The sequence below is a fragment of the Polaromonas sp. AER18D-145 genome, from assembly GCF_002379095.1.
In the GTDB taxonomy this organism is placed as follows: Bacteria; Pseudomonadota; Gammaproteobacteria; order Burkholderiales; family Burkholderiaceae_C; genus Polaromonas.
The window spans coordinates 56,631-68,460 of sequence record NZ_NBZV01000025.1 but is presented as its reverse complement, the minus strand read 5'-3'; the positions used below and the strand labels follow the sequence as shown (position 1 = coordinate 68,460).

Below are 11,830 nucleotides of genomic sequence, written 5' to 3'. Positions count from 1 at the left end.
ACTCACACCCGCCGCCCCTCCCCGCCTGACCAGCCTGTCCCATGGCGGCGGCTGCGGCTGCAAGATCGCCCCGGGCGTGCTCAGTGAAATCCTCAAGAACTCCAGCAACATGCCGGGCCTCAACATCCCGCCGCAACTGCTGGTCGGCATCGAAACCGCGGACGATGCCGCTGTCTACCAGCTCAACGACGAGCAGGCGCTGATTGCCACCACCGACTTCTTCATGCCCATCGTGGACGATCCCTACGACTTTGGCCGCATCGCCGCGACCAACGCGATCAGCGACGTCTATGCCATGGGCGGCACACCCATCATGGCGTTGGGACTGGTGGGCATGCCGATCAACGTGCTGCCGCTGGAAACCATAGGCGCCATCCTGCGCGGCGGCCAGGATGTCTGCCGCGACGCCGGCATTCCGATTGCCGGCGGCCACACGATTGATTCGGTCGAGCCGATTTACGGCCTGGTGGTGATGGGCCTGGTCCATCCCTCGCGGGTCAAGAAAAATTCGGGTGCCCGCGCGGGCGATGTGCTGATCCTGGGCAAACCGCTGGGCGTCGGCATCCTGTCGGCCGCACTCAAGAAAGAAGCACTCGACGCCCAGGGGTATGCCCGCATGATTGCCGTCACCACCCAGCTCAACAAACCGGGCATCACCCTGGCGAAAATGGAAGGTGTCCATGCCCTGACCGACATCACCGGCTTCGGACTGCTCGGCCACGGGCTGGAACTGGCGCGCGGCGCGAACCTGAAAATGGAGTTGCAGATGGACAGCATTCCGCTGCTGCCCGGCGTGCTGGACTTGGCAGGGCGGGGCATGGTCACGGGCGCCTCCGGCCGCAACTGGGCCGCTTATGGCCATGAAGTGCTGCTGCCGGCGGGCCTGGGTGCGGCGCAACAGGCCCTGCTGTCCGACCCGCAGACCAGCGGCGGGTTGCTGGTGTCCTGCGCGCCAGAGATCGCCGACGAGGTACTGGCCTGCTTCCACAGCCAGGGCTTTTCGGAGGCCCGCGTCATCGGCCGCATGCTGGAGGGCAGCGGCGTACAGGTGCTCTGAACCCCGGCCTGTCCGCTGTTCGGTGCACCTTTTTGGGGGGCGAATCCGGGCGCGCCAAACACCCGTCGCTACGGGATAACACCGTCACGAAGCTGTCAGCTTGGCTTCTATAGTCCTCTATAGAATCCCATCCGCGCCAACCAGTATCCGGCACGCCTTCCACCCGAAGGCCTGCCGGATGATTTTTATGCGTGGATTCTTTTTTCCTGGAGACAAAATGCGCGCCTTACTGAAGTTTTCCAATGCCGTGGATTGGGTCAATGCCCAGATCGGCAAATACGTGATCTGGCTGATCCTTGCCTCCACCGTCATCAGCGCGGTCAATGCAGTGATCCGCAAGGTGTTCAACATGAGTTCGAACGCCTACCTCGAGGTGCAGTGGTATTTCTTTGCAGCCTCCTTCCTCCTCGCCGCGGGCTACACCCTGTTGCAGGGTGAACACGTCAAGATCGACGTGGTCTCCAGCAAGCTGTCCAAACGCGGGCAGATCTGGGTCGACATCATCGGTTTTTCTGTTTTCCTGACGCCTGTGTGCCTGACCATCCTGTATTACGGCATTCCGTTTTTCCTGCAGGGCTACCGCTCTGGAGAAGTCTCGGGTAACGCGGGCGGGCTGATCCGCTGGCCGGTGTACGCCATGATCCCGCTGGGTTTCGGTCTGCTGATGCTGCAGGGCTGGTCTGAACTGATCAAGCGCATCGCCTTCCTGAAGGGCCTAATTGACGATCCGACTGCCAAGAAGGTCGAGAAGACCGCCGAAGAAGAGCTGGCCGAGGCGATACGCCGCCTCGCCGAATCCAAAACCAGCGCTGGCTGATCAGGAACATCATCATGGAATTTTTTATCGCCAACCTCGCCCCCATCATGTTCATGGGGCTGATCATCTTCCTGCTGATGGGCTTTCCGGTGGCCTTCAGCCTCGGCGCCTGCGGACTGTTTTTCGGATTCATCGGCGTCGAACTCGGCGTCTTGCCCGAAGCCCTGATGCAGGCCCTGCCGTTGCGCTTGTTCGGCATCATGCAAAACGACACCTTGCTGGCCATTCCGTTTTTCACGCTCATGGGACTGGTGCTGGAGCGCAGTGGCATGGCCGAGGATTTGCTGGACACCATTGGCCAGCTCTTTGGCCCGCTGCGCGGCGGCCTGGCCATCGCGGTGATCCTGGTCGGCGCGCTGCTGGCGGCAACCACCGGCGTGGTGGCCGCCTCGGTGATCTCCATGGGCCTGATTTCGCTGCCCATCATGCTGCGCTACGGTTACGACCGGCGCCTGGCCTCGGGCGTGATTGCCGCTTCCGGCACGCTGGCGCAAATCATCCCGCCTTCGCTGGTGCTGATCATCCTGGCCGACCAGCTGGGCCGCAGCGTCGGCGACATGTACAAGGGCGCGTTCGTGCCCGGCTTCATCCTGACCGGCATGTACGTCGCTTATGTGTTCGTGCTGGCCTTCATCAAGCCACAGTGGGTCCCCGCCCTGCCGGCCGAAGCGCGCACCATCCGCGAAGACAACGGCAAGGCCGGCCTGTTGTCGCTGCTGCTTCTGACCATTGCCTCTGCCGGCAGCGCCGTCTACTTTGCCAAACACTACGCCGAGGTGCAGACCTGGTGGAAAGGCGAAACCGTCACCTCGGTGCCGCTCGATGAAACCATTGTGGTGTCCATGTGCCTGGGTGTGATCCTGGCCTTCGTGATCGCCGTGGTCAACAAGGTCACCCGCCTGGGCCTGCTGTCGCGCATGGCCGAGCGTGTGACCTTTGTGCTGATCCCCCCGCTGCTGCTGATTTTCCTGGTGCTGGGCACGATTTTCCTCGGCATCGCCACGCCCACCGAAGGCGGCGCCATGGGTGCGCTGGGCGCGCTGATCATGGCGTTTGCGCGCCGCCGCCTGAGCTTTTCGCTGCTCAAGCAGGCGCTCAACACCACCACCAAGCTGTCGTGTTTTGTGGTCTTCATCCTGATCGGTTCGACCATTTTCAGCCTGGTGTTCCAGGGCGTGGACGGACCGAAATGGGTCGAGCACCTGCTCAGCGGCCTGCCCGGCGGCCAGACCGGCTTCCTGATCGTGGTCAACGTGCTGATCTTCTTCCTGGCCTTCTTCCTGGACTTCTTCGAGCTGTCCTTCATCGTGGTGCCGCTGCTGGCACCGGTGGCCGAGAAACTGGGCATCGACCTGATCTGGTTCGGCGTGCTGCTGGCGGTGAACATGCAGACCTCCTTCATGCACCCACCCTTCGGTTTTGCGCTGTTCTACCTGCGCAGCGTCGCGCCCATCAAGGAATACACCGACAAGGTCACCAAGAAGCTGATCCAGCCGGTCACCACCATGCAGATCTACTGGGGTGCCGTGCCCTTTGTGCTGATCCAGGTGGTCATGGTCGGCCTGATCATTGCCTTCCCGGGCATTGTCTCCAGCGGTCTCGACAAGGTCGAAAAAATCGATCTCGACAAGGTCATCCTGCAGGTTCAGGAAGAGCCGGTGGAAGCCGTGCCTGTCCCAGGCAGCGCCGCTGAAGCTGCCGCCGAGCAGAAGCTCGCTGACGACGACCCGATGAAAGCCATGCAGGACTCCATGGACAAGGACAAGAAAAAATAGGCCGCAGGGCCAGGCGTAACCCTTTGGAGGACGCGCCATAGATCAAGCCCCGGCATGCCGGGGCTTTTTTTTGCGCGCCACCCACCGATGGCCGTGATGACCGCAGACGCTTGCAAGGCAGCCTGGCCTGCTTCGCCCCGCCCTGGCACCGATGCGCGGAGCCGTGGTGCGCCTGACAGGGCAGTTGCAGCCCTCAGGCAGGCGCCGAACGCCGGCGGTCAAGTCGGGCGGTCTCAGGCAGGCAAAAAAAAGCCCCGCAGAGCGGGGCTTTGGACAGTAAACCTGGAAGCGGTTTACAGCTTCTGGGATTGCATGAAGTTGTCGAAACGCGCTTCGGTGAAGCGGAACCAGAGGTTCTGGTCGCGGCGGAAGTTGGCGTAGTCGTCGTACACTTTTTTCCAGGCCGGGTTCCGGGCGCTGATCTCGGCGTACAGGGCCATGGACTCCTTGAAGGCCAGGTCCAGCACGTCCTTGGGGAAAGGCAGGACCTTGGTCTTGCTGCCCACCAGCTGTTTCAGCGCGGTCGGATTCTTGGCATCGTACTTGGCCTGCATCTCGACGTGGGCGTAGGCCGCAGCCGCTTCAACAATCGCCTTGTTCTCTGCAGACAAGCCGTCATAGGCCTTGTTGTTGACGAACACGTCGAGCTGGGGACCACCCTCCCACCAGCCGGGGTAGTAATAGAACGGAGCGACCTTGTTGAAGCCCAGCTTCTGGTCGTCGTAAGGACCGACCCACTCGGCCGCATCAATCGTGCCTTTTTCCAGCGCCTGGTAAATCTCGCCGCCGGGAATGTTCTGCGGCACGGAGCCCATGCGTTCGAGCACCTTGCCGCCGAAGCCGCCGATGCGCATCTTCAGGCCCTTCATGTCCTTGACCGACTTGATCTCCTTGCGGTACCAGCCGCCCATCTGGCAACCCGTGTTGCCGGCCGGGAAATTCACGATGTTGTATTTGGCATAGAACTCGCGCATCAGCTTCATGCCGTTGCCCTCGTACATCCAGGCGGTCATCTGGCGGCTGTTCAGGCCGAAGGGGATGGCGCAACCGAGGGCAAAGGTCTCGTCCTTGCCGAAAAAGTAGTAGGGTGCCGTGTGGCAGCACTCCACGGTGCCGTTCTGCACACCATCGACCACGCCGAATGCAGGCATCAACTCGCCGGCGGCATGGGTCGAAATGGTGAACTTGCCGCCGCTCATTTCTCCAACTTTTTTGGCAAAGGTCTCAGCGCCGCCGAAAATGGTGTCCAGCGATTTGGGGAAGCTCGATGCCAGGCGCCAGCGGATGGTTGCACCCTGGGCCTGGACGGCTGGTGCGACGCCAGCAGCCAGGACACCGGCAATACCGGCATTTTTGATAAGAGAACGACGATCCATGAGCAAACTCCTCAGTTATAGATAGATTAAGGATGACTGACACCCCGCGAGTCTAGGAGGAGGTCAATCTATAACTATTGGGAGTTACCCCCTCAGGGCTTCACCTGATGGAGAAACGCAACAGGGCACCACCCCCCGCTTGGGGGAGTGACGCCCTGTCTGGCCGGTCGTGGCTGCTTACAGTTTCTGCGACTGCATGAAGCTGTCGAAACGCGCTTCGGTGAAACGGAACCAGAGATTCTGGTCGCGCCGGAAGCTGGAGAAATCATCGTAGATTTTTTTCCAGGCCGGATTCTTGGCGCTGATTTCGGCGTACAGGGCCATGGACTCCTTGTAGGCACGATCCATGATGTCCTTGGGGAAGGGCAAGACCTTGGTTTTCGAGGCCACCAGCTGCTTCAGGGCCGTCGGATTTTTGGCGTCGTACTTGGCCTGCAGTTCGGTGTGGGCGTAGGCGGAAGCCGCAGTCACAATCGCCTTGTTTTCGGGCGACAGGGCTTCGTAAGCCTTGGTGTTGATGAAGAACTCCAGCTGCGGACCACCTTCCCACCAGGCGGGGTAGTAGTAATAAGGTGCCACCTTGTTGAAACCCAGTTTCTGGTCGTCATAGGGCCCAATCCATTCGGCAGCATCCAGCGTGCCTTTTTCGAGCGCCTGGTAGATCTCGCCGGCCGGAATGTTCTGCGGCACCACGCCCATGCGCTCGAGCACCTTGCCGGCAAAACCGCCCACGCGGAATTTCAGGCCCTTCATGTCGGCAACCGACTTGATCTCCTTGCGATACCAGCCGCCCATTTGCGCGCCGGTGTTGCCGCCCGGGAAGTTCATGATGTTGTACTTGGCGTAGAACTCGCGCGTCAGCTTCAGGCCATTGCCCTCGTACATCCAGGCGGTCATCTGGCGGCTGTTCAGGCCAAAGGGAATCGAGCAGCTCAGCGTGAAGGCGTCGTCCTTGCCGAAGAAATAGTAGGCCGCGGTGTGGGCCATCTCGACCGTTCCGTTCTGCACGCCATCGACCACGCCGAAAGCAGGCATCAACTCGCCGGCTGCGTGCGTGGAAATGACAAATTTCCCGCCGCTCATTTCGTTGACCTTCCTGGCAAAGGTCTCTGCACCGCCGAACACCGTGTCCAGCGACTTGGGAAAGCTCGATGCGAGGCGCCAGCGGATGGCAGCCTGGGCGTGTACGGCCGGTGCAACACCAGCGGCAAGCACACCGGCGATGCCGGCATGTTTGATGAGGGAACGACGATCCATTGAAAAGACTCCGGGAGTTGATAAAACGGTGGGTTCTTGGACAGCGCCGCTCCATGCGGCCTTATCTGTATGCATGCTTATTGTAGAAAACGGGGAAGCCTGACCATCGGGGGTTATCCCGTCAAAACAGCTCTCAGATCGCAGGTCTTCAGGCTACTGTCAGGAATGAAAACGGCGGTCAACCGGTCGCGCAAGCGTTCAAGCGATGCCGCGCTCGATCACCGCATAGGCGTCGTGGGCGTGAATCGATTCGAAGTTGGTGACCTCGACCCGGTAGCCGGCGATGCGGGCGTCCGCATCGAGCGCCAGCGCCACGTCGCGAATCAGGTCCTCGACAAACTTGGGGTTGGCATAGGCTCGCTCGGTCACCCATTTTTCGTCGGGTCGTTTGAGCAGACCCCAAAGCTCGCAGGACGCGTTGTCCTCGGCAAAACGCACCAGTTCGCTCCAGTCCATCGCCCCGGTGATCCCGGCGAGCAGCTTGATGTGCGAACGCTGGTTGTGCGCACCGTCATCGCTGACCTCCTTGGAACACGGACACAGCGACTTGACCGGCACCGTGGCCTGCATGCTGACGTGGGTCGCGCCATCCTGGCGCCGGACCAGCCAGGCGCCGTCGTACTCCATCAGGCTTTGCTGCCCGCTGACCGGTGCCGACTTCCGGATGAAGAACGGAAACTTCACTTCAATATGGCCGCTATCGGCTTCCAGCAAGCGCAGCATGCTCTCCATTTCGGAGCGCAGCGAGTCTGCCGTCAGGGCCTCGCCGCGCAGCGTCAGCGCATCCAGCCAGGCGATCAGGCGCGACATGTGGGCGCCCTTCTGGTCGGCGCGCAGGCCCACATCGAGTGTCCAGGTGCCCACCGTTGGCTGCGCCTTGCCCGCCACCACCACACTCAGGGGATAACGCAGCGAGGTGATGCCGACGCGCTGGATGGGCAGGCGGCGCAGGTCGGCCCGGCCCTGCACATCGGGCATGGCCGATGGCCCAGCCGAAAGGCCGGGCGCGCTGATCATGGGCGCTGTCATGCCACGGATTTGAGCGTGCGCTTGGCCGGCTGGGCCGGCGCGGGCAGGACACCAAAACGCGTGACGATGGCTTTTGCTATGCCGGCCGCGTCCAGCCCCTGCAGGGCCAGCAGCCTGGCCGGGTCGCCGTGCTCGGTGAATTCATCACGCAGGCCCAGGTGCAGCAAGCGCTTGACGACGCCCGCTGCGGCCAGCGCCTCCGCCACGGCACTGCCGGCGCCACCCATGATCGAACCTTCTTCCACCGTGACCAGGGCCTCGTGGCTGGCCGCCACCTGCAGCAGCAATTCGGTGTCGAGCGGCTTGGCCCAGCGCATGTTGACGACCGTGGCGCCGAGTTTTTCGGCAGCTTCGAGGGCCGGATGCAGCAAGGTGCCAAAGGCCAGAATCGCCACGCCCGTGCCTTGGCGGCGCAGCTCGCCCTTGCCAAAGGGCAAGGCATCGAGATGGGCCTGCGTCGCCACACCGGCACCGGCGCCGCGCGGGTAACGCACGGCCACCGGGTGGTTCTGTTCGTACGCGCTGCTCAGCAGCATGCGGCACTCGTTCTCGTCGGCCGGGCAGGCCACACTCATGTTGGGGATGCACCGCAGGTAGGCGATGTCGTAGGCGCCCGCATGGGTGGCGCCGTCGGCCCCCACCAGCCCGGCGCGGTCGAGTGCAAACACCACCGGCAGATTTTGCAGCGCCACATCGTGGATCAGCTGGTCATAGCCGCGCTGCAAAAAGGTCGAATAAATCGCCACCACCGGCTTGAGGCCTTCACAGGCCATGCCCGCGGCAAACGTGACAGCGTGCTGCTCGGCGATGCCGACGTCGTAATAACGGTCGGGGAAACGCTGGTGGAACTCCACCATGCCCGAGCCTTCGCGCATGGCCGGCGTGATGCCGACCAGCCGGCTGTCCTTTTCGGCCATGTCGCAAAGCCAGTGGCCGAACACCTGGGTGAAGGTCTGTTTCGCCGGTGCGATGGACTTTTGCAGCCCCATGGCCGGATCGAACTTGCCCGGGCCGTGGTAGGCCACCGGGTCGGCCTCGGCCAGCTTGTAGCCCTGGCCTTTTTTGGTCACGACATGCAGGAACTGCGGGCCCTGCAGATGTTTGATGTTTTCCAGCGTGGGGATCAGCGAGTCGAGGTCGTGGCCGTCGATGGGGCCGATGTAGTTGAAGCCGAAATTTTCGAACAGCGTGGCCGGCACCACCATGCCCTTGGCGTGGGTCTCCAGCCGCTTGGCCAGCTCGAACAGCGGCGGCGCGACCTTGAGTACCTGCTTGCCGACGTTTTTGGCCGAGGCATAAAACTGCCCGCTCATGAGCTGCGCCAGGTAGCGGTTGAGGGCGCCGACCGGCGGGCTGATGCTCATGTCGTTGTCGTTGAGGATCACCAGCAGGTTGCAGTCGCAGACACCGGCATTGTTGAGCGCCTCGAAGGCCATGCCCGCGCTCATGGCGCCGTCACCGATGATGGCCACCGCATGGCGGTCTTCACCCTTTTGTTTGGCCGCCATCGCCATGCCCAGGGCGGCAGAAATCGAGGTCGATGAATGCGCGGTGCCAAACGTGTCGTATTCGCTTTCGTCACGCCGCGGAAAACCGCTGAGGCCGCCGAACTGGCGCAGGCTGGCCATGCGGTCGCGCCTTCCGGTCAGGATCTTGTGCGGGTAGGTCTGGTGGCCCACGTCCCAGACCAGCCGGTCCTCGGGCGTGTTGAACACATAGTGCAGCGCCACTGTGAGTTCAACCGTGCCCAGGTTGGAGCTCAGGTGTCCGCCGGTCTGCGACACGCTGTGCAGCACATAGGCGCGCAACTCGTCGGCCAGGGCCCTGAGTTGGGGACGCGGCAGCAGGCGCAGGTCTGCGGGGCTGTTGATGGTTTCTAGCAGTGGGTACATCGTGGTGTCTTGTTTCTGATGTCTTGTTTCCTGGAGATGCCGGTCGCTTCTTTTCTCGAGTCTGTACTCAAGTCGTTCGGTTGACCAGCATGTCGGCCAGCGCGCTGAGCGCGGCGGTGTGCCTGAGTTCGCTGGCCTTCAGGCTGTGATGCGCCTGGGACAGCAGCTCCTGCGCGTAATTGCGCGAAGCCGGCAGGCCCATCAGCGACACAAAGGTGGGCTTGTCCTGGGCGGCATCCTTGCCCGCGGTCTTGCCCAGCGTGGCCGAATCGGCCGTGACGTCCAGGATGTCGTCGACCACTTGGAAAGCCAGCCCCACGGCGGCACCGTAGTCGCACAGCGCATTTTGTGCCAAGGCCGGGGCGGCGCCGCAGGCGGCGCCCATCAGCACGCTGGCCTGCAACAGGGCGCCGGTCTTGAGCCGGTGCATGTCGTGCAGTTCAGCCGAGGTCAGCGCCTTGCCGACACTGGCCAGGTCGATGGCCTGTCCGCCGGCCATGCCCTGGTAGCCCGCAGCCTGGGCCAACATGCGGCACAGGGTCGCCTGCGTCGCGGGCTCGATGGAGCCGTCTTCCGGCGTCAGCAGCTCAAAGGCCAGCGCCTGCAGCGCATCGCCGGCCAGCAGGGCCTGCGCCTGGCCGAATTTGACATGCACCGTCGGCTTGCCGCGCCGCAGGATGTCGTTGTCCATGCAGGGCATGTCGTCGTGCACCAGCGAATACGCGTGAATCAGCTCCACCGCACAGGCCACACGCAGCGCCGCAGCAGGACTGCCGTCGACCGCCTCGCAGGCCGCCATGACGAGCAGGGGACGCAGCCGTTTGCCGCCATCAAGCACCGCGTAACGCATGGCATCGCCCAGCCCGGCCGGTGCGGGCCTGGGTTCGGGGGGAGCCACCCAGCGGCTCAGGGCCTGTTCAACGGCGGCGAGTTGACGGGTGCTCCAGGCGCCCAGCGCAAAATGTGTGTGTTCAGTCAATGGGCTTACTCTTGGTTCCAGGGCTTGATCTCGTTGCCTTCCAGCACCTTGATCTGGTTTTCCACGGCCTCGAGCTTGCTGCGGCAGAACTTGAGCAGTTCGGCGCCGCGCTGGTAGCCGGTGAGCAACTGGTCCAGCGGCAACTGGCCGGATTCGAGGCGGGCCACCAGGGTTTCGAGTTCTTCCAGCGCAGCTTCGTAACTGGCGGGTGTGGCGGGGGCGGGGGAAGAGGAGGTTTTGGCCATGGGTATTTGGTTGGAGGACTGATTTTAGGCCGTTGCGCGCCGTTTTCCGGCCTGCCGGCATTGTCCCCGCGGCAAGCCACCTGTTTATGGGGTGGCGCGGGCCCGCGCGGGAGGTCCGCAGCGGCACAAGGCGGGGCCTGCACGGTACAATCGACAGGCTTCACGCCTTGACGCCCCGCCTGCCTGACAGGGTTGTCTGCCCCTTCATCCACCCCCGAAACCGCCTGTTTCGGAAATTGCATGTCTGATCTAAGCCTCCGTCTCCTGCAGGCCACCAGCCAGCTCCCCGTTTCCAGCTACTTTGACGCCGGCCTGTACCAGCGGGAGCAGCAAAAGCTGTTTGCCCGCGGTCCGCGTTACGTGGGTCACGAGCTCTCCGTGCCGAATCTGGGCGACTACTACGCCCTGCCCCAGGAGCTCGGCGGCCGCGCCCTGGTGCGCAATACCACCGGGGTCGAGCTGATCTCCAACGTCTGCCGGCACCGCCAGTCCACCATGCTGCAGGGCCGCGGCAACACCGGCAGCAACATCGTCTGCCCCTTGCACCGCTGGACCTACAACACCAACGGCGAGCTGATCGGGGCGCCGCATTTCGAGGTCGACCCCTGCCTGAACCTGAACCGCTACCAGACCAGCAGCTGGAACGGCCTGGTGTTTGAGGACAACGGCCGCGACATCGCCGCCGAGATGGCGCCGCTGGGCGCCATGCCCGACCTCGATTTTTCCGGCTACCAGCTCGACCGGATCACCCTGCACGAGTGCAATTACAACTGGAAGACCTTCATCGAGGTCTATCTCGAGGACTACCACGTCGGCCCCTACCACCCCGGCCTGGGCGCCTTCGTGACCACCGACGACCTGCGCTGGGAGCTGGCGCCGAACTACTCGGTGCAAACCGTCGGAGTGTCCGACAAGCTCGGCAAGCCCGGCACCGACGTCTACAAGAAATGGCATGACGTGGTGCTGCAGTACCGCAAGGGCGTGCCGCCCAAGTATGGCGCGATCTGGCTGACCTACTACCCCAACGTGATGGTCGAGTGGTACCCGCACGCCCTGGTGGTCAGCACCCTGCACCCGCAGGGGCCGGACAAGACGCTGAACGTGGTGGAGTTTTTCTACCCCGAGGAAATCTGCGCCTTCGAGCGCGAGTTCATGGATGCACAGCAGGCCGCCTACATGGAGACCTGTGTCGAAGACGACGAGATTGCCCTGAGCATGGACGCCGGCCGCAAGGCCCTGATGCAGCGCGGCGACAACGAGTTCGGCCCCTACCAGAGCCCGATGGAAGACGGCATGCAGCACTTTCACGAGTGGTACCGCCGCGAGATGGGCGCCAGCAAGACCACGCAAATGCTTTGAGGCGGTCCCTCCATGCAGTCAACGCTATTCATTCGATAGCTGCT

10 protein-coding genes are annotated in these 11,830 nt (G+C 62.9%); 4 read left to right on the top strand and 6 right to left on the bottom strand.

Translation table 11 applies throughout. The features are described 5' to 3' along the window. From selD to B7G52_RS13645, 3 genes are all read left to right on the top strand, one after another. On the top strand, positions 1-1,057 hold a 1,057-nt coding region (selD, locus tag B7G52_RS13655; RefSeq protein WP_371329022.1), incomplete at its 5' end, for a selenide, water dikinase SelD. Positions 1,058-1,274: 217 nt separating this feature from the next. Beyond that, positions 1,275-1,874: a TRAP transporter small permease subunit gene (locus B7G52_RS13650; RefSeq protein WP_096698115.1), complete on the top strand. Its 600-nt coding sequence runs from the start codon at positions 1,275-1,277 to the stop codon at positions 1,872-1,874. Positions 1,875-1,888: 14 nt separating this feature from the next. Next, positions 1,889-3,649 carry a TRAP transporter large permease subunit gene (locus B7G52_RS13645; RefSeq protein WP_096698114.1) on the top strand — a complete coding sequence of 587 codons (1,761 nt, stop codon included), beginning with the start codon at positions 1,889-1,891 and terminating at the stop codon, positions 3,647-3,649. 293 nt (positions 3,650-3,942) lie between these two features. Here the strand turns inward: B7G52_RS13645 and B7G52_RS13640 are convergent, their stop codons facing one another. The 6 genes from B7G52_RS13640 to B7G52_RS13615 form a co-directional block, all read right to left on the bottom strand. Then, positions 3,943-5,025, bottom strand: a complete 1,083-nt coding sequence (locus B7G52_RS13640; RefSeq protein WP_096698113.1) for a TRAP transporter substrate-binding protein — start codon at positions 5,023-5,025, stop codon at positions 3,943-3,945. A 177-nt stretch (positions 5,026-5,202) separates the two neighbouring features. After that, positions 5,203-6,282, bottom strand: coding sequence for a TRAP transporter substrate-binding protein (locus tag B7G52_RS13635; protein WP_096698112.1), 1,080 nt, complete (start codon positions 6,280-6,282; stop codon positions 5,203-5,205). A 198-nt stretch (positions 6,283-6,480) separates the two neighbouring features. After that, positions 6,481-7,311: a GTP cyclohydrolase FolE2 gene (gene folE2 / locus B7G52_RS13630; RefSeq protein ID WP_240523452.1), complete on the bottom strand. Its 831-nt coding sequence runs from the start codon at positions 7,309-7,311 to the stop codon at positions 6,481-6,483. Then, complete coding sequence (gene dxs / locus B7G52_RS13625; protein WP_096698111.1) at positions 7,308-9,203, bottom strand: 1-deoxy-D-xylulose-5-phosphate synthase; 1,896 nt, start codon at positions 9,201-9,203, stop codon at positions 7,308-7,310. Before dxs ends, folE2 begins: the two co-directional genes overlap by 4 nt. A gap of 67 nt (positions 9,204-9,270) precedes the next feature. After that, a complete protein-coding gene (locus B7G52_RS13620) occupies positions 9,271-10,182 on the bottom strand; it encodes a polyprenyl synthetase family protein (protein ID WP_096698110.1) in 912 nt (303 codons plus the stop codon). 5 nt (positions 10,183-10,187) lie between these two features. After that, on the bottom strand, positions 10,188-10,427 hold the full coding sequence (locus tag B7G52_RS13615) for an exodeoxyribonuclease VII small subunit (RefSeq protein ID WP_096698109.1): 240 nt from the start codon (positions 10,425-10,427) through the stop codon (positions 10,188-10,190). A gap of 240 nt (positions 10,428-10,667) precedes the next feature. On the opposite strand from B7G52_RS13615, the gene B7G52_RS13610 reads away from it, so the two are divergent. Then, positions 10,668-11,786, top strand: a complete 1,119-nt coding sequence (locus B7G52_RS13610) for an aromatic ring-hydroxylating dioxygenase subunit alpha (RefSeq protein WP_096698108.1) — start codon at positions 10,668-10,670, stop codon at positions 11,784-11,786. Positions 11,787-11,830 lie beyond the last annotated feature (44 nt).

What these genes read in the sequence shown, in the direction of transcription:
- B7G52_RS13650 (WP_096698115.1), top strand. Translation starts at nt 1,275, where the DNA reads ATGCGCGCCTTACTGAAGTTTTCCAATGCCGTGGATTGGGTCAATGCC.
- B7G52_RS13610 (WP_096698108.1), top strand. Translation starts at nt 10,668, where the DNA reads ATGTCTGATCTAAGCCTCCGTCTCCTGCAGGCCACCAGCCAGCTCCCC.
- B7G52_RS13640 (WP_096698113.1), bottom strand. Translation starts at nt 5,025, where the DNA reads ATGGATCGTCGTTCTCTTATCAAAAATGCCGGTATTGCCGGTGTCCTG.
- B7G52_RS13645 (WP_096698114.1), top strand. Translation starts at nt 1,889, where the DNA reads ATGGAATTTTTTATCGCCAACCTCGCCCCCATCATGTTCATGGGGCTG.
- dxs (WP_096698111.1), bottom strand. Translation starts at nt 9,203, where the DNA reads ATGTACCCACTGCTAGAAACCATCAACAGCCCCGCAGACCTGCGCCTG.
- B7G52_RS13635 (WP_096698112.1), bottom strand. Translation starts at nt 6,282, where the DNA reads ATGGATCGTCGTTCCCTCATCAAACATGCCGGCATCGCCGGTGTGCTT.
- folE2 (WP_240523452.1), bottom strand. Translation starts at nt 7,311, where the DNA reads ATGACAGCGCCCATGATCAGCGCGCCCGGCCTTTCGGCTGGGCCATCG.
- B7G52_RS13615 (WP_096698109.1), bottom strand. Translation starts at nt 10,427, where the DNA reads ATGGCCAAAACCTCCTCTTCCCCCGCCCCCGCCACACCCGCCAGTTAC.